The organism is Ruegeria sp. YKSD163, from assembly GCF_059612905.1.
The window spans coordinates 181,466-203,873 of record NZ_JBXWRM010000006.1; the positions used below are offsets into that span (position 1 = coordinate 181,466).

Below are 22,408 nucleotides of genomic sequence, written 5' to 3' on the forward strand. Positions count from 1 at the left end.
GCCCTTTTCTTTTGCGAGGCGCTGCCTCGCGCTCCGGAGTATTTTGGGCGGAATGAAATCAGGGCCTCTCACCCAGAGGTCCCATTCCGGCCGCTCCAGCGACCGCCCCCTGACAGGAACGACCCGCGCCCCTTCACTTTGCTTGAAATACTCCGGGGGGCCGCCCGGAACGGGCGGTGGGGGCAGCGCCCCCTATTTCGCCGCGGCCTTTTCCAGCGCCGGGCGGATGGTGCTGTCGATCACCCGTTCGGTAATCGGCCCGGCAAAGCGCAGCATGATGGTGCCGTCACCCGCGATCACATAGGTCTCGGGCACGCCATAGACACCCCAGTCAAGGGCGGTGCGCCCCTGCTCGTCACGACCCAGCGCAACAAAGGGATTGCCCAGTTCGTCCAGAAAGCCCTGCGCGTTTTCCACCTTGTCCTTGTAGTTGATGCCGTAGATCGGGATGCCCTCGCCTGCGAGCTTTTCAAGGCTGGGATGTTCGGCCCGACAAGGCGCGCACCAGCTGGCCCAGTAGTTGACCAGTTTCACCTGACCGTCGCGCAGGGTGGCATCGTGAAAGCCCGGCGCCGCAGGAAAGGCGGTCAGCGCCAGCGGCGGCGCGGGTTGCCCCTCGCGCGCCGATGGCAGTGCCTCGGGATCGTCGCGGAACATGCCGACGGCGGCCAGCAGAACGAAGGCGCCGAAAATCAGCGGCGGCGCCACCATCAGCGGCGAAATCCTAGCCATTGCGCGAAATCCTTTGTTCGATCTTGTCCATCTCGGCGCGCAGCTTGCGGCCGCGCCGCAGGCTGAGCACCACCAGACCGATCAACAGCACCAGAGTGGCGCCATAGGCGCTCAGCACCGTGGCGGCATATTTGCCCAGATCGGGAATCATCCGTTTGCCCTTTCCCGTGCGATCAGCGCCTTGATCCGGCGGGCCCGGATCTCGGTTCCGGTGCGGTAAAAGACCAGCGTCACGAACAACAGCCCAAAGCCCAGCAGGCACAGAAGCAGCGGATAGGCGTAGACATTGCTCACCTTCTCCTCGGTATCGGTGCCACTGACAGCGCCTGCGCGCAGCACCGAGGCCCCCTGATGCAGCCCCTGGTTCCAGAAATAAACCGCATAGCGGCTGAGCACCGCAAAGACCGATCCCACCAGGCACAGCACCGAGGTCAGGTCGGCGGCGGTGTCGGCATCCTCGATCGCCTCCCACAGGGCCATGTAACCGAGGTAGAACAGGAACAGCACCAGGAACGAGGTCAGGCGCGGATCCCATTCCCACCAGGTGCCCCACATCGGCTGGCCCCAGATTGCCCCGGTGATCAGCGCGATCAGCGTCATGACCGTGCCCACGGGCGCCGCCGCACGCGCGGCCAGCGCGCTGACATGGTGGCGCCGGATCAGCCAGACCAGCGAGGTCACCAACATCATGAACCAGACGCTGGTGGCCAGAAAGGCCGAGGGCACGTGGATATAGATGATCTTGACAGTAGAACCCTGCTTGTAATCGTCAGGCGTGAAGAAGAAGCCCCAGACCAGTCCACCCACAAGGGTGATCGCGGTCAGCACCCACAGCGCGGGCAGCACCCGCTCGGTCAGGGCCAGGAACTTGCGCGGGTTGGCATATTCCCAGAGCGCGTTGAGTCTCGTCGATATCGTCATGGGTCCTATCTAGTGCGAAGCGGGACTGTTCTCAATTGACTTGCGTCAACGCAGATTGACGCGGAGCACCGCGGCGCTGGCAAAGGGTAACAAAGCGATCACGGCGGCGGTTATCCCTGCCAGCATCAGAAGCGGTGTGGCCACCTCCATCCCTGCGGCCCCCCGCCGCGCCACCTCGGCGCCAAAGATCAGCGTGGGCACGTAAAGCGGCAGCACCAGGAGCGACAGCAGCAGCCCGCCGCGCTTCAACCCCACGGTCAGCGCGGCGCCGAATGTGCCCACCACGCTCAGCGCCGGCGTGCCCAGCAAGAGCGAGACCACCAGCCAGACAAAGCCGGGGGTGGGCAGGTTCAGAAGCACCCCCAGCACCGGCGCGGCCAGCACCAGCGGCAGACCGGTGGTCAGCCAATGGGCCAGCGCCTTCATCGTCACCACCGATTCCAGCGGCAGCGGCGCGGTGGCCAGCAGGTCGAGCGTGCCGTCCTCCCAATCAAGCGCCAACAGGCGGTCAAGCGACAGCAGGCAGGCCAGAAGCGCGCCCAGCCACAGCACCCCTGGCGCGATCGACGACAAGAGCGCCGATTGCGGCCCCACCGAAAACGGCACCAGAACCGTGACGATCAGGAAAAAGGCCAGCCCCAGGCCAAAGCCGCCCCCGGCCCGAAAGGCCAGTACCAGGTCGCGTTTCAGAAGGGCGATCACAGGAAATCTCCATCCGGGTCGTCAAGCGGCGCCGGGCGGGCGCGATAGGGACCGACATCCAGCACCTCGCCATCCAGCCCCAGGTCGATATGGGTGGCGATCAGGGCCGACCCGCCCTGCCCCAGATGCGCGCGCACCGCATCGGCGAACATCGCCACCGCGTCGCGATCGAGCGAGACGGTGGGCTCGTCCAGCATCCAGACGGGGCGCCCCGTCACCAGAAGCCGCGCCAGACCCAGCCGCCGCTTTTGCCCCGCCGACAGGTTGCCCGCGTGACGCTCGGCCAGGTCGCCCAGCGCAAAGGCATCGAGCGCCGGGGCAATATCGCGCCCGCCAAAGACGGAAGCCCAGAACCTCAGGTTCTCGGTGACGCTGAGTGTGGGTTTCAACCCGTCGGAATGGCCGGCATAGGCGATCCGATCCTCGGCGCCCTCGATCAGTCCCGCCAGCGGCGGTTGCAGTCCGGCCAGAGTACGCAGCAGCGTGGTCTTGCCCGCGCCGTTGGGACCGCGCAGGATCAGCGCGCGGCCGGGGGCGAGCGCGAAGTTCAGCCCCTCGAGCACGGGAATGCCGCCGCGGGCAATGGCAAGATCGGTGACGGTGAGTGTCATGCTCCTCGCTTATCCCATTGGCGCGGGGGGCAAAAGGCGGGATTTGCCGCATCGCCAGCAATGCGAGGCCTTGCAGGCGGGAGCGAGGGGCGCTGCCCCTCGCGCTCCCCGGAGTATTTGTGGCGAAATGAAGAGCAGGATCAGACCGGGAGCGCGGCCAGCGCGATGCGGCGGCCCTCGCCCAGGAGCACGTTATAGGTGCGACAGGCGGCAGGCGAGGTCATCGCCTCGACCCCCAATCCGGCCTGTTCGAGGCTTTGGCGCAGGGCCTGCGGGATATGGGCCACCTCGGCGCCGGTGCCGATGAACAGCACATCGACCTGACCCGCCAGCGTCATCAGTGGGACGCTGTCATGATAGCCTGCCCAGGGGGCGGGGCCGTCGGGGCCGGTCAGCAGCGCGCCCTGATGAACCTCGCCGCCGATGCGGAAGAAACCCGGCCCGTAGCCATCGACCGGACGGGCACCGGAATAGGTCACTTCGGTCAGGCGCATGATCACTCTCCCAAGGTCCAGAATGGCAGCCCCGCCAGCGCCGCGCCCAGGATCAGCCCATAGGCGGCAAGGCGATAGGCGCGCTCGTATCCCGGCACAAATAGCGCCGCGCCCAGCATCGTGCCAAGCATATTCGGCACGATCAGCGCCAGACCGGTGACGATCCACGCCGGATCGAGCCGCCCGGCCAGCCCCATCATCGCCAGCACCATCCAATCATAGCCGAATAGGTAGAAGGTGATATTAGCCCGGATCGCCGCCGCCGGTTTGGGGCTGGCCATATAGACAAATATCACCGGCGGACCGGGCAGGCCCGCCACCCCGCCCAGAAAGCCCGAGGCGGCGCCGGTGGCGGTCACGGCACCGGGTCGCAGCGCGCCGTGATAGCGCCAGCCCAGCACCAGCCCGGCCAGCATGGTCAGCGACACGCCCGAGACCAGCAGGCGGAACAGGCCCGGTTCGAGCAGGAACAGCATGTAGAGCCCCAAAGGCAGGGCCACCGCCGCCCCGAGCAATAGCCGCGCCAGATCGCCCCTGTCCACATGCCGGGCGGCACGCGGCAGCATCGGCAGCGGACCGACGATATCGGTCAGCACCAGCGTGGTGATCGCGGCCACCGGCCCCAGCACGATCCCGGCCAGCGGCAGATAGATCAATGCGGTGCCAAAGCCCGCAAAGCCGCGGGTGCAGCCGGCCAGAAAAGCCGCGCCGATCAGCAGCGCGATTTCAGGAGAAGAAAGGGCGAGGAGCGGTTCCATTGCGGGCAGCCTGCCCCGACCCCGGCCACGCCCTTAGCGCCAAGACGGGACCGGGAATGGCGCCAGATCTCAGGCGTCGATATCGGCGAACTGGTTGCCCGAGGTATTGGTGGGCTTGGACCAGTCGCGTTTGACGCCCAGCCACAGCAGGATGGTCGAGGCCACGAAGATCGAGGAATAGGTCCCGACCACGATGCCCCAGATCATCGCAAAGACAAAGCCGCGGATCACGTCGCCGCCCAGCACGTAGAGCGAGATCAGCGCCAGCAGCGTGGTGATCGAGGTCATCAGGGTCCGGCTCATCGTCTCGTTGATCGAGAGGTTCAAGACCTCTTTCAGATCCTTCTGCTTGTATTTGCGCAGGTTCTCGCGGACCCGGTCGAACACCACCACGGTATCGTTCAGCGAATAGCCGACGATGGTCAGCAGCGCGGCGATGATGGCCAGGTCAAAGCGGATCTGAAGTTCGGAGAAGATGCCGATGGTCAGCACCACGTCATGCACCAGCGCGGCCACGGCGCCCAGGGCGAACTGCCATTCGAAGCGCAGCCAGATATAGACCAGCACCGCCAGGATCGCGAGACCCACCGCCAGAATCGCGGTCTGGATCAGCTCTCCCGACACCTTGGGGCCGACCGATTCGACCGAGACGAACTTGATGTCCGGGGCGACGCCGCGCAGCGCGTCCTGCACCTTGGCAATGGTTTCGGCCTTGACCGCCTCGGCCTCGTCCTGAGCCTGGATGCGGATCATGGCCACGTTCTCGTCAGGGCCAAAGGTGGGGTCGAACACCTCGGTGATCGAGACATCACCCAGCCCGAGCGGGTCGAGCGCGCCGCGATAGGCGCCCACATCGACGGCCTGGGTGCTTTCGGTGCGCACCGTGGTGCCACCGCGAAAGTCGATGCCGAAATTCAGGCCCTGGATCAGGAACGAGGCAAAGCCGATCACGACCATCAGGGCCGAGATGCCCAGCCAGACCCGCCAGCGCTTGAAGAAATCGAACGTCGTATCGTCAGCAATGAGTTTCAGGCGCATGTCAGACCTCGATCGTCTTGGGACGGCGGCGTTCGAACCAGGTCACCACCAGCAGGCGGGTGACAAAGATCGCGGTGAAAACCGAGGTGAGAATGCCCAGCCCCAGCGTGATGGCAAAGCCCCGGACCGGCCCCGAGCCCATGGCGAACAGGATCACCGCCGTGATGAAGGTGGTGATGTTGGCATCCAGAATAGCGCTCAGCGCCTTTTCATAGCCCAGTTCGATGGCCCGTGCCGGGCCCTTGGCGGTCTTCAGCTCTTCGCGGATGCGCTCGAAGATCAACACATTGGCGTCCACCGCCATGCCGACCGTCAGCACGATGCCCGCAATACCCGGCAGGGTCAGCGTGGCGCCGATCACCGACAACAGGCCAAACAGAAGACCCACGTTTATGATCAGCGCAATATTGGCGAAGATGCCGAACAGGCCATAGCTGGCGAACATGAAGCCCAGAACCGCCACAAATGCGACCACGGTCGCGACCTTGCCCGCGTCGATGCTGTCCTGCCCCAGTTCCGGGCCGATGGTCCGTTCCTCAAGGAATTCCAGCCCCGCAGGCAGGGCGCCGGCGCGCAGGAGTACGGCCAGATTGGTGCTTTCCTCGACGGTGAAATTGCCGGTGATGATACCCGAGCCGCCGGGAATGTGGCTCTGGATCACCGGGGCACTGATCACCTCGCCGTCCAGCGTGATGGCAAAGGGCGCGCCGACATTGTCGCGGGTGTAATCGCCGAACTTGCGCGCGCCAGAGGTGTTGAAGCGGAAGTTGACCGCCGGGCGGCCGTTCTGGTCAAAGGCGGGCTGGGCGTCGACCAGTTCCTCGCCGGTGACCACGGGGGCGGATTCGATGGTGTAGAACACGCCCTCTTGATCCAGCGACGGCGCCAGTTTCTCGCCCACGCCGACACGGGCATTGGCATCGGTGCCGCGCGAGACCACCGGGTTGAAGGTCAGCTGTGCGGTGGTGCCGATGATCTCTTTGAGTTCCGAGGCGCTGCCGATGCCCGGCACCTGAATCAGGATGCGGTCGGCGCCCTGACGCTGGATCGTGGGTTCGCGGGTACCGACCTCGTCGATGCGGCGGCGCACGATTTCCAGCGCCTGGCGCACGGTGCGGTCATCGGTGGCAAGGCGTTCGGCCTCGCTGAGGGTCACGACGATCTCGTCACCCTCGCCGCGCACCTCGATATCGTTCGATCCGGCCCCGGTCAGCGTCTGGATTGGGCGGGCCAGCCCGCGCACCAGTTCCAGCGCGCGGCTCATGCCCTCGGGCTGGCTGATCTTGACCCGGATCTCGTCCGGTTTCGACGGCTGCTTGCGGATGGTCCCAACAGTTGCCCGCGCGTCGCGCAGAGCGTTGCGGATTTCCGGCCACATGGCGTCCATCCGGGCGGCATAGACGTCAGAAACCCGCACCTCGGCCAACAGATGCGCACCGCCGCGCAGGTCCAGACCCAGATTGACCAGAGAGGACGGCATGAAGCCGGGCCACTGGCCCGCCGCCGCCGTCAGCTCGGGCGTTTCGCCACGCAGCTCGATCGCGGCGCGGGCATCGTTGCTCTGCTCAACGCGGGTATAGAATGCGTTCGGCAGGGCCAGAACCAGCCCGCCAATACAGACAAGCCAGATCAGGACCCGTTTCCAGGTATCTATTTGCAGCATGACCCTGCCTTTGTTCCGACGGGTTCGGCTTACTTCGCCGGTTCGGTCTTGTTCAGCACCTGCGCGATGGTCGACTTGACCACGCGCACCTTGACGCCTTCGGCGATCTCGACCTCGAGCTCACCGTCTTCCTTGACCTTGGCGACTTTGCCGATCAACCCGCCCTGGGTGATCACCTGATCGCCGCGACGCAGGGCGCTGACCATGGCCTGATGTTCCTTGACCTTCTTCTGCTGCGGCCGGATCAACAGGAAATACATGATCGCGAAGATCAGGATAAGCGGGAGAAACTGGGCGATTGCGCCACCATCCATGGGACATTCCTTTGTGCTGAGTGACGGGGTGCGGCCCCGCGAAATTTCCGGGAACCTATGCGCAGAACCGCCGCTTTGCAAGTCGAGCGCGAAAGCGGATCTTTTGCCGATACTGCCCACTGGTCAGGTTGTCTCATGCGAGTATAGTCGAACCAGAAGCAACGAGGAAAACCAACCATGTCTCGTCTGTTGGTGATAGCTGTACTTGTTATCCAGTACCTCTGCACATCCTTGGTTTCAGCGCAGGAAACACCGGCACCGTCTCAATCCTCGCAGGGGATTTTTCAGGCCCCAGTGATCCTTGACGGGTCCCAACTGTTCCTGCTGCGCGGCGTGACTGGTTTGCCTGCTGAACGGCGCGCGCTCAGGGTTCATGAGCGACTTGTACAGGTCGCCACGGCATCCGATTCCGCAACCGTCGACATTGAAAAGAGAAAAGAGCGCTTTGGTTATGTCATCTATGCCGATGGCGTCGAAATCCTGACTGTTACGCAAGCCGACGCCTCTCTTGAAAAGATCGACATAGAACTGTTGACCGATGTTCAAGCCAAGGTCATCAACGACGCGATCTTGACCTACAGGGCCGAGCGATCAGACGAAGCGAGGCTCGAAGGGGCGATCTATGCCATGGGCTGGACGCTGGCCTTTGCGCTTTTCACCTTTCTGGGTGTCCTTTTACGTCGCTTCCTCAACACTCGGGTCACCAAGCTGGTTCACCGAAACCTGGCCGAAGTCGAATCCGCCACCAAGGCACATGTCCGCGCTGATGCCATCGCCGCACTGATCCGGTTCGGGATCAGCTTCATCCTGTTGGTGATCTTTTTCCTGGGTGTTTACTACTATCTTTCGTTCGTTCTGCTGTCGTTTGCCGAAACGCGCTATGTCGCCCAGTTGCTGCTGACCTATGTAACGAGGCCGGTTCTGAACATCGTCCTCGGGTTCATTAACTATCTTCCAAATCTCGTCACGCTTCTGATCATCGCGGCAGTCACCCAGTATATCATTCGCGGCCTGCGTATCTTCTTCGAAGCGGTCGAGGCGGGAAGTTTCGTAATCGGAAACTTCGAACGCCACTGGGTCATTCCCACTTTCAACCTCATAAGAGCGGCCTTGATCCTGATCGCGTTGGTGTTTTCGTTTCCCTACATTCCTGGGTCCGAATCCGCCGCGTTTCAGGGGCTGACCATTCTCGTAGGCGCGATGCTGTCGCTTGGATCGAATTCGGTGATGAACAATCTGATCTCTGGACTTTTCGTGATCTACCGACGGTCCACGTCGATCGGAGATCGCATTCAGATCGGAGATCACCTTGGGGATGTCGTCGAAATAAAGCTGATGGAAACGCATCTGCGCTCGACAAAGAACGAGCTGATCTCGATTCCCAACGCCCAGCTGCTGAATTCCGAGGTCGTCAACTACACCAAGCACTCGGAGAGCAGCGGAGTGATTCTGCATACGACTGTTGGAATCGGCTACGAGGAACCTGCGGAAAAGGTCGAGGCGATGTTGATCGAAGCGGCGCGACGCACCGACGGCCTAAGGATGCGCCCGGAACCATTTGTGCTCTGGACGGCGTTGGCGGATTACGCAGTCAACTATGAGATCAACGCCCATACGACTCGGGGTTCGAACATTCCACGCATCAGGTCGGAACTGCATCGTAATATCTTTGAGGTATTTACCGAAAACGGCGTCCAGATCATGACTCCATCTTATGAAGCGGATCCCGAGGTGCCAAAGATTCCGACTGAAAAATGGAGCGGAAAACTGGCCCACGAGGCGTCGAAAGCTGAACAAGCCTGACCGTCGGTGATGGTTTGGAAGCCGGCTGGTGGGCCCGTTTCAAACCGATGACGGACATGATTTTGACCAGGGCCTGAACGGCTACCAGCCTTTCTCGAGGGCAGATATGAAATTCGTTGCAACAGTCATCGAATCGGTGCCTTGTTGCGTTGCGCGCGCCGCGGCGCGCGGGGAGGCAGGGAGTACGCCCCCCTTATCCCAGACCGGAACGCGGCCCGGCCATCCTTTACAGAAGGAACAGGCGCATGATGATGGTGCGCTGCTATCTCGCCCCCTCCGAAATCGAAGGACTGGGGGTATTCTGCCATGACGACATCGCCCGGGGCGACAAGGTATGGCGCCATGACAAGATGCTCGACATCACCTTTCCCGAAAGCAAGCTCGACAATGTCGAACCCCATGTGAAGGAATTTCTGGAGCGTTACAGCTATCCCGATATCAACCGGCCCGGATACCTGATCCTGGAAAGCGATGAGGGACGGTTCATGAACCATTCGATGTATCCCAATCTCGATTTCTCGGACGGAATCTGGGGGGTGGCATTGACCGATATTCCGGCCGGCACCGAGCTGACCTGCGATTATGCCGATTTCCTGACTGGCGTAATCCACATGCAGCCGCCACGCCACAAGATCGCGGCACCCCGCGTCGCCTTCAGCTGAGCCGGGCCGCAAGGTCAACCGGGGGCCGGGTGCAACACCCGGCCCCTTTCTCTTTCCACAAGCTGGCGGCGGCGCTACACCCCGGCGCGCGGATGGTGCATAACCGGGCCAGTGAATCACCCAGTCCAAGGACCAGACCCATGCACGACATCCGCGCCATCCGCGAGAACCCAGCCGCCTTCGACGCCGCGCTTTCGCGCCGTGGGAGCGCGCCGGTGTCGTCGGACATCCTGGCCCTGGACGAAGCACGCCGGGGCAAGATCCTGGCCGCCGAGACTGCCCAGGCCGAGCAGAACAAGGCCAGCAAGGAAGTCGGCGCCGCCAAGGCACGCGGCGACGAGGCCGAATTCGAGCGCCTGCGCGCGCTGGTAGCCGAGAAAAAGGCCGAGATCGCCGCGATGCAGGCCGAGGCCAAGGAGCTGGACACCCAGTTGACCGAACTGCTCGCGGGCCTGCCCAACCTGCCCGCCGAGGACGTCCCGCAAGGGGCGGACGAGGCCGACAATGTGGAACTGCACCGCTGGGGCACCCCGCGCGAGATGGATTTCGCGCCCAAGGAACATTTCGACCTGGCCTCGGTACAGGACGGCATGGATTTCGAAACCGCCGCCAAGCTGTCGGGCGCACGGTTCGTGCTGCTTTCGGGCGCGGTGGCCCGTATCCACCGGGCGCTGGCGCAGTTCATGCTCGACACCCACAGCGAACAGAACGGGTTGACCGAGGTGAACGGCCCGGTGCTGGTCCTGTCCGAGATGATGTATGGCACCGGCCAGTTGCCAAAATTCGGCGAAGACAGCTATCAGACCCGCGAGGGCTGGTGGCTGATCCCCACCTCCGAAGTATCGCTGACCAATATCGTCAATGGCTCGACCATTGCCGAGGATTATCTGCCGCGCCGCTATACCGCCCATTCGCTGTGCTTCCGCTCCGAGGCGGGCTCGTCCGGCAAGGACACCCGCGGCATGCTGCGCCAGCACCAGTTCGAAAAGGTCGAAATGGTCTCGGTCACCCATCCCGATCATTCGGATGAAGAGCAGAAACGCATGTTGCGCTGCGCCGAGGGCATTCTCGAGGCATTGGGCATCCCCTATCGCACCATCGTCCTGTGCACCGGCGACATGGGGTTCGGCGCCCGGCGCACCTATGACATCGAAGCCTGGCTGCCCGGCCAGAACACCTATCGCGAGATCAGCTCGGTCTCGACCTGTGGTGATTTCCAGGCCCGCCGCATGAATGCGCGGTTCAAGCCCGCCGATGGTGGCAAGCCGCAATTCGTGCATACGCTGAACGGCTCGGGCCTGGCGGTGGGGCGGTGCCTGATCGCGGTGCTGGAGAACGGCCAGAACGCGGACGGTTCGGTCACCCTGCCCCAGGCGCTGGCCCCCTATCTGGGCGGCAAGCTGAAGCTGAACACGGACGGCACCCTGAGCTGATCTCAGGGAACCACACCAGACCGGAACGAGGCGAAGAAGTTACTTCTTCGCCTTTTTCTTTGCCTTCTTCTTGTCCTTGTCGTCTTTCTTCTTGCCGGACTTTTTCTTGCCGGACTTCTTCTTGTCCGACTTCTTCTTGACCTTGGCCTCGGCCTTGCGGATTTTTTCTTCGAAATCCTTTTTCTTCTGCTTGGCCTTCTCTGCCTTGGCCGCTGCCTTGGCCTTCTTGCGGGCCTTGGCGTCGGCCTCGGCCTGTTCGGCCAGGGCCGCTGCCTCGCCCGCACGGACCTCGGCCTCGCTCGCCTCGTCACGCGGCGAAGCAGGCTTGGCGGGAGTCGACTGCGGGGGGGCCGCGGTGGCGGGTTTGGCCTGGACAGGGTCGGACTTTTTTGCGGTTGCGCCGCGTCCGGCAACCGGGCGGCGCGTGCGAGAGGACCGCCCTGCCGGTTTGCGGGCCGGTGCGGGGCTGGCAGCCGGTGCGGCGGTTTTCGACGGCTGCGCCGATACCAGCGCCTGCGCCGCGGCATGAATGGCCTTGGCCCTGAGCGCACCGATGCGCGGCAGGTTCATCAACCGTTCGATGCTGGCGGCGGCAACCGTCTCGGCACTGTCAAACCCGTTCTCGGCCAGCATTCTTGCCAATGCCGGGCCAACGCCCTCGATTTTCTTGACAGGGGTCATGTCAAACTTCCTTTGCCTCCCTTTTGTCAAAGATTACTCGTTTGTATACACAATCTTTCTTTCCTCCGTGCCCCCTTTTTGCGGAACACGGAATACATGGTCTAGCCAGTCACCGGCTCGACCGCATCCGCGCGTTTCGGAAAGGGCACCAGGCAACGGGCGTCCTCATCCCAGAGCTTGAGGTTCAGCGCGGCCACCGCCTCGGCAAAGCCTATGCGGCGCGGAGCGTATTCGGGCGGCAGGTTGTAATGGCAGGCCCGCAACCGGTAGGACGGGATGCGCGCGTTGAAATGATGGATGTCGTGTAGGGTGATACAGGCCACGGCCATGTCGAACCACCAGCCGAAATCCAGCGCCGAGGACCCCTGCAACGCCGCCAGCTGCGGGTCCAGATCGGGGCGGCGGTCCCAGTAGGTGTCCTCGAAATTATGTTGAAGATAGACGAGGAACACCCCGATCATCCCGCCCAAGAAGGAAAAGCCCAGCCAGACCAGCAAGCCGGTCATGCCCGCCAGTGCCCAGAGCAGCGTCAGGAAAGCCACGATCGAAAGGTTGTGCAGCAGCACCCCGCGCGCGCCGAACCGGGTCGCGTTCTTGGGCCAGCGGTAGCGGATGAAATAGGTGAACGCCGCCCCCAGCGGGATCAGGATGAACGGGTTGCGATAAAGCCGATAGGCCAGCCGCGTGCGCCAGTCAGCCACCCGCCATTCCCGAAGGGTCATGGTGTGGATCTCGCCGGTCTCGCGGTGTTCCAGATTTCCCACCCCCGCATGATGCAGGTTGTGGTTCTGCTTCATCACTTCGAAGGGTGCGAATGTGAACGGCGACAGGACATGACCCGCCAGCTCGTTCTGATTGCGTGTCTCGAACAGGGAGTGGTGGCCGCAATCATGTTGCAGCACGTAAAGCCGCACAGCCGCAAAGGCAAAGACCACCCCGGCGGGGATCAGCACAAACCACTGTTCGACATAGGTGATCGCCAGATAGAGCGCGGTGAAATAGACCGCGAAAGTTCCGAAGTAGCTCAGTGCGGCCAGGCGGTTGTCCTGCACCGCGTATTGACGTGTGTATGCTCTCAGATCCATCTCCGCACCGCTCCCTCGGATGGCCGGGTTCTCTTGCAACAGACGACTTGGGTGCGCGACGCAGGAATGACAAGCGCGCCGCGACAAAGAAACCTTTGCGTACATAGTGATAGCGCCGCAAGCGGGTAATTGTCACCCGCTGCGACAATAAGCATCGCAATCCGGCACGATTGCGCGCCGGCTGACCTGACGCGCGCCGCCTAGCCGCGCGATTTGAGGTGCTTGGTCAGGGCGCCGGCATTCTTCTTGCGCCGGCCCTTGTAGGGGTTCTTGTCCCCCTGCCCGCGCAGGGTCAGGCGGATCGGCGTGCCCGGCATGTCGAAATCGGCGCGCAGACCGTTGACCAGATAGCGCGAATAGCTTTCGGGCATCTTGTCAGGATGGCTGCACATCACCACGAATCCCGGCGGCCGGGTCTTGGCCTGGGTCATGTAGCGCAGCTTGATCCGCTTGCCCTGCGGCGCGGGCGGCGGATGCTGTTCCAGCATGCCGATCAGCCAGCGGTTCAGCGCGGCGGTGGGAATGCGGCGGTTCCAGACCGCATGGGCGCACAGGATGGCGTCATGCAGACGATCGAGCCCGCGCCCGGTCTTGGCCGACACGGTGACCAGCGGCGCACCGCGCAGCTGCGGCAAGAGCCGGTCAAAGCTTTCCTTCAAATCGCGCAGCTTGTCCTGCTTGTTCTCTTCGACATCCCATTTGTTGACTGCGATCACCACGGCGCGGCCTTCGCGTTCGGCCAGGTCGGCGATGCGCAGATCCTGCTGTTCAAAGGGGATGGCCGCGTCGAGCAGCACCACCACGACCTCGGCGAACTTGACCGCGCGCAGCCCGTCCGAGACCGAGAGCTTTTCCAGCTTTTCCTGCACCTTGGCCTTTTTGCGCATACCTGCGGTGTCGAAAATCCGCATCGGCGTGCCGTCCCAGTCGATCTGGAGCGAGATGGCATCACGGGTAATCCCCGCCTCGGGACCCGTCAGCAGGCGCTCTTCGCCCAGGATGCGGTTGATCAGGGTCGACTTACCCGCATTGGGGCGGCCCACCACCGCGACCTGAAGCGGCTTGTCTGCGGTGATGACCGGAGCCTCCTGCACGGCACCCTCGGCGTCATCCTCTTCGTCCTCGGGGTCGAGATCGACATCGGTTTCCGGCGCCTGCTCCTCGGCGGCCTTCTCCATCTTGTCGGCCAGCGGCATCAGTATGGCGTAAAGATCGTTCAGCCCCTCGCCGTGTTCGGCGCTAAGCCGGATCGGCTCACCCAGCCCCAGCCCATAGGCTTCGATCACCCCGGCATCGGCGGCGGCGCCCTCGGCCTTGTTGGCGGCCAGGATCACATGCGCCGAGCGGCGGCGCAGGATATCGGCGAAAATCTCGTCATTGGGGGTTACACCCGCGCGGGCGTCGATCATGAACAGGCAGATATCGGCCATGTCCACCGCCCGCTCGGTCAGCCGCCGCATCCGGCCCTGCAGACTGTCGTCGGTGGCGTTTTCCAGCCCCGCGGTGTCGATCACCGTAAAGCGCAGGTCGCCCAGCCGCGCCTGCCCTTCGCGCAGGTCGCGGGTCACGCCCGGCTGGTCATCGACCAGCGCCAGCCGTTTGCCGACCAGACGGTTGAACAGGGTGGATTTGCCCACATTGGGCCGCCCCACGATGGCGAGGGTCAGAGACATGGCACTCTACTTTTCTAGACTCAGACGCGCCCTATAGCGCGTCCGAGCGTCAACGGAAAGCGTGCAGTTGGCCCGTGGCCCCCACGACATAAAGGGTATTGCCCGCCACCACCGGCCCGGTGGTGGCCCCGCCCGGCACCTCGACCCGGCTGATCATGGCCCCATCCTCGGGGTTGTAGAGCCGCAGATAACCGTCATTCGAGGCGACGATTACCCGCCCACCGGCCAGAACCGGGCCATAATGGGCATAGCTGGCGCCGCGCTTCTTGGGCTTGTCCTTGACGAAACCGGGCAGGTCCTGCGCCCAGATCACGCTTCCGTCGCTGGCGTCGAGCCGGACGATCTGGCTGCGGTCGCTGACCAGGAACACGCTGTCACCCGCCGGCCAGACTGGCCCCAGCGCGCCTTCGGTCGCGGTCCACAGCCGCTCGCCATTGTCGGCGCGAAACGCCACGGTGCGGCCCGAATGGTTGCCCGCGTAAACGGTCGACCCCTGAATCACCGGACTGCCGGTCACATCGCCGATCCGGGCCGCCGCGCGGCCCTTGCGTTGACCCGAGACCGATGCCGCCCAGCGGCGCACCCCGCCATTGCGGAAACTGCCGATCAGGTCTCCCGAGCCAAAGGCAAAGATCACCAGATCAGAGGTCATCGCAGGTGCGGGTGCGCCCAGAACGTTGCCGACGCTGGGCGTGGCCTGAACCTGCCAGGCGATGCGCCCGTCGTTGATATTGATGGCCCAGCCGGTATCGTCTCCGGCCACCAGATAGAGCAGCCCGTCGCGGATGGTGGGCGTGCCCGAACCGGTCGCGTTCAGCTTTTGCTGCCAGCGCACCGCGCCAGATTTGGCGTCGAGTGCGGTCAACAGACCATAGCCGGACGAGACATAGAGAATACCATCGGCATAGGCCATGCCACCGCCTGTGGCCTGTCCTTCGTCCTCGCCCGGCGGCACCAGATTGGTTTGCCAGGCCAGTCCGCCACCCGGAGTCACCCCCGAGACGCGGGCGGCGCTGTCGAGCGTATAGATCAGCCCACCCGCCACCACCGGATCGGCGGTGATGCGCTGACGCTTTTCATCGCCCGATCCGATCGGGGTCGACCAGATCCGTTGCGGCGTGCTGCGCAGGGCGGGATGAGCGGTGCGGAACGCCTCGGTACCCGGCGCCTGCGCCCAGGTGCTGTTGGCCTGTTGCGACGGCAGCCGGATGGCGCGGCCTTGATTGACCACCGCGTCGGTGGCACCGGGGCGGATATCCTCGCGCTCACCGGGCAGGATCACCTCGGGTTCGGCACAGGCCGAGAGTAGCAGCAGCGCGCTGCCCATCAGGGATGCCCCGATCCGGGAGAAAGAGCTGGTCACCATGGTCGAACTCGCCTGTCTTTCGTTTTCTCTTTGCGGCCGCGCGGCGCTGTCCGTGTCCCGGGGCTCAGCCCTGACGGGTGGGCAGCGGTGCGGGGTCGGCCCCCAGCGCCACCATCAACTGAGTTGCGCGCTGTTGCAAGTCCGTGCTGACCTCGGCGTCCTCGCGGATGGATTGCAGCCGGGCCAGCGCGGCCTCGGTCTCGCCCTCGGCGATGTCGATCAACGCCAGCTGCTCCAGCGCCAGCAGACGCAGCGGCGCGCCGGGTTGGGCCAAAGCCTCGTACCGCTGCCGGCGGTCGGCGACAGGCAGCGTTTCCGCCTGCAACAGCAGCGCCTTGAAGGCGGCGATCTCGCGATAGATCTGCGGCAGTTCCCCCTGCGACGCCAGCGCGTCAAGCCGGGTGACTGCCGCCACATTGTCCCCGTTGCCGGATTCGGCCGCCGCCGTCAGCAGCGCCAAGACCGCGTCGCCGCCGGTGCTGGCGGGTTCGATCCCGGCCAGCGCCTCGGCCCGCGAAGCGGCATCGTTGGAGGAAAGCGCCGCGATCACCGCATCGCCCAGCGCCTCGGCGCGGGCGGTGGCCTGCGCCTTGGAATATTCGTTCCAGGCCGCGCCGCCGACGATGGCCAGCACCGCAAGCCCGCCGATCCAGCCCCAGCGCTTGAGCAGCAGGAACATTCGGTCGCGGCGAACCTCTTCGGTGACCTCGTCGATGAAACTGTCGGTGTCGCTCATTCCTGGCCCCTGCCCTGTTATCCTGACCTTTTCGGTTCCGGCCTCTCATACCGCGCGCCACCGGGCAAGCCAAGAGGTGCCGAACCTGCATTTTTCTTGCGCATTTGCCAAAATGGGGCGAAAAATGAACTGAACTGGACAGTTCAGTATGGACAAGACGCGACGGAAACCCCATGTCTCTGCGCAAATAGCCCGGACCCCGTATTTTGACCGGGTTGGATTGAAGAAAGGTACTTCATGCGACTGGTTCCCTTCCTCACCGCGATCCTCGTGACCGTCACGCTTTACATGATGGTTTTCGAACGCCAGGCGCTGATGGCCTTTGCCAAGGCGGAAACCGCCAGCCGGGCCGAGGCGGACGCCGCGCCCGTCTCCGATCCCGTCGGTGCCGCAATTGCCGAGACCGCCGCCGTGGGCGTGGTGGTGTTGCGCTCGCAGGCAACCGAGATCGACAGCGCGGTGGTGCTGCGTGGCCAGACTCGCGCCATCCGGCAGGTCGAAGTGCGGGCCGAGACCACCGGAGCCGTAATTTCCGAACCCAAGCGCAAGGGCGCCTTCGTCGAGGCCGGCGATCTGCTGTGCGAACTCGATCCGGGCACTCGTCCCGCCAGCCTGGCCGAGGCGCGCGCGCGCAAGGCACAGGCCGAAAGCTCGATGCCCGAGGCCGAGGCGCGTCTGGACGAGGCCGAGGCGCGGCTGAAGGAGGCCCGCATCAACGACAACGCCGCGCAGAAACTAGCCGAGACCGGGTATGCTTCAGAAACCCGCCGCGTATCGACCGAAGCTGCGGTCCGGTCAGCCGAGGCCGGGATCAAGGCCGCAGAGGCGGGACTGGAAACCAGCCGCGCCAGCATCGAGGCCGCCACCGCCGCCGTGGCCGCTGCCCAGCGCGAGATTGACCGGCTCACCATCGAGGCGCCGTTCCAGGGCCTGCTGGAAAGCGATACCGCCGAGTTGGGCAGCCTGCTGCAACCCGGCGCACTCTGCGCCACCATCATCCAGCTCGACCCGATGAAGGTGGTTGGCTTCATCCCCGAGACCGAGGTGAACCGGGTGCAGGTGGGCGCGCTGGCCGGGGCCGAACTGGCCACCGGGCTTCAGGTGCAGGGCCGGGTCACGTTCCTCAGCCGTTCGGCGGACCAGACCACCCGCACCTTCGAGGTCGAGATCACCGTCGCCAATCCCGAACTGCTGATCCGCGACGGCCAGACAGCAACCATCGCGATCTCGTCCGACGGGGCCAAGGCGCACCGGCTGCCGCAATCGGCGCTGACACTGAACAACGAGGGCGAGTTGGGCGTGCGTACCGTCGAAGAGGGAAACAAGGTGGGTTTCATCCCGGTTGAACTGGTGCGCGACACCCCGACCGGCATCTGGGTGACCGGCCTGCCCGAACAGGCAAATGTGATCGTGGTCGGTCAGGATTTCGTGACCGAGGGCGTGACCGTGGAACCGACCTGGCGGGAGGCTTCTGAATGACCGGTATCGTCGACTGGGCCGCATCCCGGGCGCGGATGGTTCTGGCCTTCATCGCGATCTCGCTGATGATCGGCGGGGTGGCCTATGTGAACCTGCCCAAGGAGGGTGAGCCGGATATCGAGATTCCGGCTCTGTTCGTGTCGGTCAGCTTCCCCGGCATTTCCGCCGAGGACAGCGAAAGCCTGCTGGTCAAGCCGATGGAGACCGAGCTGGCCGATCTGGACGGGCTGAAGAAGATGTCCTCCACCGCCGCCGAAAACTATGCAGGCGTGGCACTCGAGTTCGAATTCGGATGGGACAAGACCGCGATCACTGCCGATGTGCGCGACGCGATGAACACCGCCCAGGCCAGTTTCCCAGACGGGGCCGAGCAATATACGCTGACCGAGATCAACTTTTCCGAGTTCCCGATCGTCATCGTCAACCTGACCGGCGCCGTCCCCGAACGCACCATGGCGCGCATCGCCAAGGATTTGCAGGACGACCTGGAATCGCTCGACGCGGTGCTCGAGGCAGGGATCGCGGGCAACCGCGACGAGATGCTCGAAGTGATCATCGACCCGCTGCGGCTCGAAGCCTATAACGTTACCGCGCTGGAACTGATCAATGTGGTGCAGAACAACAACCAGCTGATCGCGGCGGGCGAGATCGAGAGTGAACAGGGCTCGTTCGCGGTCAAGATCCCCTCGTCCTTCAAGACCGCGCGCGATGTCTATGACCTGCCGATCAAGGTCAATGGCGACCGGGTGGTGCGGCTGGGTGAGCTGGCGCAGATCAACTATACTTTCGAGGACCGCAAGGGCACCGCGCGTTTTGACGGCGAGAACACCGTCGCGCTGCAAGTGGTCAAGCGCAAGGGTTTCAACCTGATCGACACGGTCGAACAGGTAAAGGAGACCGTGGCCAAGTCGCGCGCCGCCTGGCCGCCCGAATTGCAGGCCGCCGTTCAGATGGGTACCTCGAACGACCAGAGCCGGGTCGTGGGCTCGATGGTCAGCCAGCTCGAAGGCTCGGTGCTGACCGCGATCGCGCTGGTGATGATCGTGGTGCTGGCAAGCCTGGGCAGCCGCGCGGCGCTGCTGGTGGGCTTTGCCATCCCGACCTCGTTCCTGCTGTGTTTTGCCTTTCTGGCGGCGATGGGCGTGTCGATCTCGAACATCGTGATGTTCGGTCTGATCCTGGCGGTGGGGATGCTGGTCGACGGCGCCATCGTGGTGGTGGAATATGCCGACAAGCGGATCAAGGACGGCATCGGCCCGATGCATGCCTATGTCGAGGCGGCGCAGCGGATGTTCTGGCCTGTGGTCTCGTCCACGGCGACGACGCTCTGCGCCTTTCTGCCGATGCTGTTCTGGCCGGGAGTTCCGGGCGAGTTCATGGGGATGCTGCCGGTCACGCTGATCTTCGTGCTTTCGGCCTCACTGGTGGTGGCACTGATCTATCTGCCGGTCATGGGCGGTGTGTCGGGCCGCATCAGCCGCGTGTTCAACCGCATGTCCGAATGGCTGCGCGCGCGCACGCCCTGGGTGGTGCGCGCGGCCCTGGTGCCGCCCGCGCTCTACGGCATGTTCCTGGGTGCGATGCAGCTGTTGAACCCCGCCTATCTGCTGCCGCCCGGTGCGCCGGGCGGGACGCTTGTCGGTGCGGTGCTGTTCCTCCTGTCGGCCTTTGCCGCCTCGGTCACGCTGGGCGCCGCCCGGATCGAGATGCCTCAGCGCCGTGTCGCCGCCCCTGGCGGGCACACGCCCTTTGGCCATCTGATCAAGTTCATCGCCGGCAACCCTGTGATGCCCATCGTCTCGATCTTTGCGGTGTTCTTCGCCGTTTATCAGGTGGTGTTCGTGATCTTCCCCGAGCGCTCGCTGGGGGTGGAATTCTTTGTCGAGAGCGAACCGGAACAGGCCACCACCTATGTTCGCGCGCGGGGCAACCTGTCGCTGGCGGAAAAGGATGTTCTGGTGCGCCAAGCCGAAGAGGTGATCGCGGCGCATCCGGCGGTGGTCAACGTGTTCTCCTTTGCCGGCGAGGGTGGGCTGGACCAGAATAACGGCGGTGCGCAGGCGCCCGCCGATACCGTGGGCCAGATCCAGTTCGAGATCATCCCTTGGGAGGACCGCCCCACCGAAACCCACCCGCTGACGGGCTGGCTGGGTAGCCGCATGAGTGCCTGGCTGGGCTTCGAGGAAGAGGTGGTCGCCGCCGAATATGACGGCGATTTCGTACTGGAGCAGCTGAGCAATGAACTGGCCAAGCTGCCTGGCATGGTGGCCGAGATCGAGGCATTGGGCCGTGGCCCGGCCTCGGCCAAGCCCGTGCATCTGCGTATCAAGGGTGACGATTGGAACACGCTGCTGGCCACAACCGCTCAGGCGCGCGCCACATTCGATGAGACGGCGGGCCTGATCAAGATCGAGGACAACCTGCCCCTGCCCGGCATCGACTGGCAGATCGACGTGGACGTGGCCAAGGCGGGCCGCTTCGGGGCCGATGTGGCCACCGTCGGCGCCATGGTGCAGCTGGTCACGCGCGGCGTGTTGCTGGGCGAATACCGCCCCGCCGATGCCGATGACGAGATCGAGATCCGCGTCCGCCTGCCGGAAAAGGACCGGGTGCTGAGCACGCTCGACACGCTCAAGGTACGCACGCCCGAGGGGCTGGTGCCGCTGTCGAACTTCATCAGCCGCAAACCGGTCGAGAAACTGGCCAAGATCAACCGCGTCGATCAGAAACGCTATTTCGACGTCAAGGCGGATGTGGAGCCGGGCCTGTTCAAACTGGTCTCTGCCGACGATCCGCAGGTGGAACTTGCCGTGCTGCGCGCCCTACCCGAAGGGGTGGCGCCGACCGGCGAGGTGGTGACCCGCCCCGCTGATGGCGCGCAATTCCAGATCGAGAGGCTTGACGGGTTCGACAGTGCAGCCGCCGCGCGCGACGCCGTCGCGGCCGGTAGCGTGCGCTTTGCCCCGATCAATGCCAACGAGCGCATCGCCACGCTGACCCAATGGTTGGAATCCGACCCTTTCGGCCCGGCGGTGGAATGGGAATGGACCGGCGATCAGGAGGACGAAAAGGAAAGCCAGGAATTCCTGTCCAAGGCCTTTGCCGCGGCGCTGGGGCTGATGTTCATCATCCTGCTGGCGCAGTTCAACAGCTTCTACAACTCGGTACTGGTGCTGCTCGCCGTGATCCTCAGCACCACCGGCGTGCTGATCGGCATGATGGTGATGGGGCAACCCTTCTCGGTGATCATGACCGGCACCGGTATCGTGGCGCTGGCCGGGATCGTTGTGAACAACAATATCGTGCTGATCGACACCTATCAGGAATACAGCCGCTACATGCCCCGGATCGAGGCCATCGTGCGCACCGCCGAGGCGCGGATCCGGCCTGTGTTGCTGACCACGATCACCACCATGGCCGGCCTGACACCGATGATGTTCGGGCTCAGCCTCGATTTCATCAATGGTGGCTATTCGATCGACAGCCCCACGGCTCTGTGGTGGAAACAGCTGGCCACGGCGGTGGTGTTCGGCCTGGGCATCGCAACCATTCTGACGCTTGTGGTGACGCCGTCTCTGCTGGCGCTCAGGGTTTGGACCTCGACTTATCTTCTGATGATCGGACGTGGATTGGCACGGATCACCGCAGGACGATCCAGCCGCATCGCCCGCGATATGATCCTGCGCCGCTCGGCCAAGCGACTGAAGGCAACCGAGATCATCTGGGATCCGATGCAGGCCGAACCACCTCGGATCATGCCCGATCAGCCGCTGAAGGCCGCCGAATAAAGCCCTTGGCCAGCGCGGCGCCATTCCCGCCCGAGTCGCGCGGATAAGCAGCAACGGCAGGCCCACATCGGGCCTGTCGGGCCTGTGATTGACAATGGAAAGGACGCAATCGCCCTTGGGCTGCGGCCATCGTTTCCAGAGTTGATCCGAAATGTGGCAAAACCTTGAAAAGATCAAGGCAACAGGTCATGCTGTCCGGCAAGGAAAAAAGGGAGCTGCACCATGCTCAACAAGGCTATGACCACGACAAGTGCCGCAATCTCGGCCCTGGTTCTGACGGCCACATCCGCAACAGCGCAGATCTCTGACTACTACTTCTGGTGGTGGGGTGGCTGGAGCTATGGCGGCGGTGGCGGAACCCGTTCCTCGGTGCCCGAGATCGACGCTTCGACCGGGGCTCTGGCGCTGGCTGCGGTGGCAGCGGGGCTGTTGCTGGCACGCGAGATGCACCGCCGTAAAAGCCGCTGAG

Annotated in this window: 21 protein-coding genes and 1 pseudogene; 7 read left to right on the forward strand and 15 right to left on the reverse strand. The window is 64.0% G+C overall.

Annotated elements, in window-relative coordinates:
- Positions 1-192: 192 nt before the first annotated feature.
- The 10 genes from AC2FNA_RS10550 to yajC all read right to left on the reverse strand — a co-directional run bounded on the left by AC2FNA_RS10550 (position 193) and on the right by yajC (position 7,233).
- Positions 193-732 carry a DsbE family thiol:disulfide interchange protein gene (locus AC2FNA_RS10550; protein ID WP_496826290.1) on the reverse strand — a complete coding sequence of 180 codons (540 nt, stop codon included), beginning with the start codon at positions 730-732 and terminating at the stop codon, positions 193-195.
- On the reverse strand, positions 725-883 hold the full coding sequence (gene ccmD / locus AC2FNA_RS10555; protein WP_496826292.1) for a heme exporter protein CcmD: 159 nt from the start codon (positions 881-883) through the stop codon (positions 725-727). Before ccmD ends, AC2FNA_RS10550 begins: the two co-directional genes overlap by 8 nt.
- A complete protein-coding gene (ccmC, locus tag AC2FNA_RS10560; RefSeq protein ID WP_496826294.1) occupies positions 880-1,653 on the reverse strand; it encodes a heme ABC transporter permease CcmC in 774 nt (257 codons plus the stop codon). Before ccmC ends, ccmD begins: the two co-directional genes overlap by 4 nt.
- Positions 1,654-1,698: 45 nt before the next feature.
- Positions 1,699-2,355, reverse strand: a complete 657-nt coding sequence (ccmB, locus tag AC2FNA_RS10565; protein WP_234168846.1) for a heme exporter protein CcmB — start codon at positions 2,353-2,355, stop codon at positions 1,699-1,701.
- The gene (gene ccmA, locus AC2FNA_RS10570; RefSeq protein WP_496826296.1) at positions 2,352-2,966 is read right to left on the reverse strand and encodes a heme ABC exporter ATP-binding protein CcmA; all 615 of its coding nucleotides are present in this window, start codon (positions 2,964-2,966) and stop codon (positions 2,352-2,354) included. The genes ccmB and ccmA overlap by 4 nt, the downstream gene beginning before the upstream one ends.
- A 140-nt stretch (positions 2,967-3,106) precedes the next feature.
- Entirely contained in the window at positions 3,107-3,460 is a 354-nt protein-coding gene (locus AC2FNA_RS10575; RefSeq protein WP_496826298.1) for an Mth938-like domain-containing protein, read from the reverse strand.
- Positions 3,461-3,462: 2 nt separating this feature from the next.
- Positions 3,463-4,218 carry a sulfite exporter TauE/SafE family protein gene (locus AC2FNA_RS10580; RefSeq protein WP_496826300.1) on the reverse strand — a complete coding sequence of 252 codons (756 nt, stop codon included), beginning with the start codon at positions 4,216-4,218 and terminating at the stop codon, positions 3,463-3,465.
- Positions 4,219-4,287: 69 nt separating this feature from the next.
- Positions 4,288-5,256: a protein translocase subunit SecF gene (gene secF / locus AC2FNA_RS10585; RefSeq protein WP_234136339.1), complete on the reverse strand. Its 969-nt coding sequence runs from the start codon at positions 5,254-5,256 to the stop codon at positions 4,288-4,290.
- Position 5,257: 1 nt separating this feature from the next.
- Complete coding sequence (gene secD / locus AC2FNA_RS10590) at positions 5,258-6,919, reverse strand: protein translocase subunit SecD (protein WP_496826301.1); 1,662 nt, start codon at positions 6,917-6,919, stop codon at positions 5,258-5,260.
- Between the two features lie 29 nt (positions 6,920-6,948).
- Positions 6,949-7,233, reverse strand: a complete 285-nt coding sequence (gene yajC, locus AC2FNA_RS10595; protein ID WP_234136337.1) for a preprotein translocase subunit YajC — start codon at positions 7,231-7,233, stop codon at positions 6,949-6,951.
- Between the two features lie 177 nt (positions 7,234-7,410).
- Here yajC and AC2FNA_RS10600 point away from each other — a divergent pair.
- The 4 genes and pseudogenes from AC2FNA_RS10600 to serS all read left to right on the forward strand — a co-directional run.
- Positions 7,411-8,922 (forward strand): annotated as a pseudogene (locus AC2FNA_RS10600) (mechanosensitive ion channel family protein); the annotation flags it as partial.
- A gap of 25 nt (positions 8,923-8,947) precedes the next feature.
- Entirely contained in the window at positions 8,948-9,046 is a 99-nt protein-coding gene (locus AC2FNA_RS10605; RefSeq protein ID WP_496826303.1) for a hypothetical protein, read from the forward strand.
- Between the two features lie 235 nt (positions 9,047-9,281).
- A complete protein-coding gene (locus AC2FNA_RS10610; RefSeq protein ID WP_234136335.1) occupies positions 9,282-9,698 on the forward strand; it encodes an SET domain-containing protein in 417 nt (138 codons plus the stop codon).
- Positions 9,699-9,838: 140 nt separating this feature from the next.
- Complete coding sequence (gene serS, locus AC2FNA_RS10615) at positions 9,839-11,131, forward strand: serine--tRNA ligase (protein ID WP_496826305.1); 1,293 nt, start codon at positions 9,839-9,841, stop codon at positions 11,129-11,131.
- 39 nt (positions 11,132-11,170) lie between these two features.
- Here serS and AC2FNA_RS10620 read toward each other — a convergent pair whose 3' ends face one another.
- From AC2FNA_RS10620 to AC2FNA_RS10640, 5 genes are all read right to left on the reverse strand, one after another.
- Positions 11,171-11,812: a helix-hairpin-helix domain-containing protein gene (locus AC2FNA_RS10620; RefSeq protein ID WP_496826307.1), complete on the reverse strand. Its 642-nt coding sequence runs from the start codon at positions 11,810-11,812 to the stop codon at positions 11,171-11,173.
- Between the two features lie 101 nt (positions 11,813-11,913).
- Positions 11,914-12,897, reverse strand: coding sequence for a fatty acid desaturase (locus AC2FNA_RS10625; RefSeq protein WP_496826309.1), 984 nt, complete (start codon positions 12,895-12,897; stop codon positions 11,914-11,916).
- 200 nt (positions 12,898-13,097) lie between these two features.
- A complete protein-coding gene (gene der / locus AC2FNA_RS10630) occupies positions 13,098-14,570 on the reverse strand; it encodes a ribosome biogenesis GTPase Der (RefSeq protein ID WP_496826311.1) in 1,473 nt (490 codons plus the stop codon).
- 49 nt (positions 14,571-14,619) lie between these two features.
- Positions 14,620-15,936: a PQQ-like beta-propeller repeat protein gene (locus AC2FNA_RS10635; protein ID WP_496826313.1), complete on the reverse strand. Its 1,317-nt coding sequence runs from the start codon at positions 15,934-15,936 to the stop codon at positions 14,620-14,622.
- 64 nt (positions 15,937-16,000) lie between these two features.
- Positions 16,001-16,672 (reverse strand): hypothetical protein, encoded by a 672-nt coding sequence (locus AC2FNA_RS10640; protein WP_496826315.1) that lies wholly within the window; start codon positions 16,670-16,672, stop codon positions 16,001-16,003.
- A gap of 237 nt (positions 16,673-16,909) precedes the next feature.
- On the opposite strand from AC2FNA_RS10640, the gene AC2FNA_RS10645 reads away from it, so the two are divergent.
- The 3 genes from AC2FNA_RS10645 to AC2FNA_RS10655 all read left to right on the forward strand — a co-directional run bounded on the left by AC2FNA_RS10645 (position 16,910) and on the right by AC2FNA_RS10655 (position 22,407).
- Positions 16,910-18,151: an efflux RND transporter periplasmic adaptor subunit gene (locus AC2FNA_RS10645; protein ID WP_496826317.1), complete on the forward strand. Its 1,242-nt coding sequence runs from the start codon at positions 16,910-16,912 to the stop codon at positions 18,149-18,151.
- Positions 18,148-21,939 (forward strand): efflux RND transporter permease subunit, encoded by a 3,792-nt coding sequence (locus AC2FNA_RS10650; protein ID WP_496826319.1) that lies wholly within the window; start codon positions 18,148-18,150, stop codon positions 21,937-21,939. The genes AC2FNA_RS10645 and AC2FNA_RS10650 overlap by 4 nt, the downstream gene beginning before the upstream one ends.
- A gap of 237 nt (positions 21,940-22,176) precedes the next feature.
- Complete coding sequence (locus AC2FNA_RS10655; RefSeq protein WP_496826321.1) at positions 22,177-22,407, forward strand: VPEID-CTERM sorting domain-containing protein; 231 nt, start codon at positions 22,177-22,179, stop codon at positions 22,405-22,407.
- The last annotated feature ends 1 nt before the right edge of the window (position 22,408 follow it).

What these genes read in the sequence shown, in the direction of transcription:
- ccmA (WP_496826296.1), bottom strand. Translation starts at nt 2,966, where the DNA reads ATGACACTCACCGTCACCGATCTTGCCATTGCCCGCGGCGGCATTCCC.
- AC2FNA_RS10655 (WP_496826321.1), top strand. Translation starts at nt 22,177, where the DNA reads ATGACCACGACAAGTGCCGCAATCTCGGCCCTGGTTCTGACGGCCACA.
- serS (WP_496826305.1), top strand. Translation starts at nt 9,839, where the DNA reads ATGCACGACATCCGCGCCATCCGCGAGAACCCAGCCGCCTTCGACGCC.
- AC2FNA_RS10575 (WP_496826298.1), bottom strand. Translation starts at nt 3,460, where the DNA reads ATGCGCCTGACCGAAGTGACCTATTCCGGTGCCCGTCCGGTCGATGGC.
- secF (WP_234136339.1), bottom strand. Translation starts at nt 5,256, where the DNA reads ATGCGCCTGAAACTCATTGCTGACGATACGACGTTCGATTTCTTCAAG.
- der (WP_496826311.1), bottom strand. Translation starts at nt 14,570, where the DNA reads ATGTCTCTGACCCTCGCCATCGTGGGGCGGCCCAATGTGGGCAAATCC.
- yajC (WP_234136337.1), bottom strand. Translation starts at nt 7,233, where the DNA reads ATGGATGGTGGCGCAATCGCCCAGTTTCTCCCGCTTATCCTGATCTTC.
- AC2FNA_RS10620 (WP_496826307.1), bottom strand. Translation starts at nt 11,812, where the DNA reads ATGACCCCTGTCAAGAAAATCGAGGGCGTTGGCCCGGCATTGGCAAGA.
- AC2FNA_RS10605 (WP_496826303.1), top strand. Translation starts at nt 8,948, where the DNA reads ATGAAGCGGATCCCGAGGTGCCAAAGATTCCGACTGAAAAATGGAGCG.
- AC2FNA_RS10580 (WP_496826300.1), bottom strand. Translation starts at nt 4,218, where the DNA reads ATGGAACCGCTCCTCGCCCTTTCTTCTCCTGAAATCGCGCTGCTGATC.
- AC2FNA_RS10635 (WP_496826313.1), bottom strand. Translation starts at nt 15,936, where the DNA reads ATGGTGACCAGCTCTTTCTCCCGGATCGGGGCATCCCTGATGGGCAGC.
- AC2FNA_RS10640 (WP_496826315.1), bottom strand. Translation starts at nt 16,672, where the DNA reads ATGAGCGACACCGACAGTTTCATCGACGAGGTCACCGAAGAGGTTCGC.
- secD (WP_496826301.1), bottom strand. Translation starts at nt 6,919, where the DNA reads ATGCTGCAAATAGATACCTGGAAACGGGTCCTGATCTGGCTTGTCTGT.
- AC2FNA_RS10610 (WP_234136335.1), top strand. Translation starts at nt 9,282, where the DNA reads ATGATGATGGTGCGCTGCTATCTCGCCCCCTCCGAAATCGAAGGACTG.
- ccmC (WP_496826294.1), bottom strand. Translation starts at nt 1,653, where the DNA reads ATGACGATATCGACGAGACTCAACGCGCTCTGGGAATATGCCAACCCG.
- AC2FNA_RS10645 (WP_496826317.1), top strand. Translation starts at nt 16,910, where the DNA reads ATGCGACTGGTTCCCTTCCTCACCGCGATCCTCGTGACCGTCACGCTT.
- AC2FNA_RS10650 (WP_496826319.1), top strand. Translation starts at nt 18,148, where the DNA reads ATGACCGGTATCGTCGACTGGGCCGCATCCCGGGCGCGGATGGTTCTG.
- AC2FNA_RS10550 (WP_496826290.1), bottom strand. Translation starts at nt 732, where the DNA reads ATGGCTAGGATTTCGCCGCTGATGGTGGCGCCGCCGCTGATTTTCGGC.
- AC2FNA_RS10625 (WP_496826309.1), bottom strand. Translation starts at nt 12,897, where the DNA reads ATGGATCTGAGAGCATACACACGTCAATACGCGGTGCAGGACAACCGC.
- ccmD (WP_496826292.1), bottom strand. Translation starts at nt 883, where the DNA reads ATGATTCCCGATCTGGGCAAATATGCCGCCACGGTGCTGAGCGCCTAT.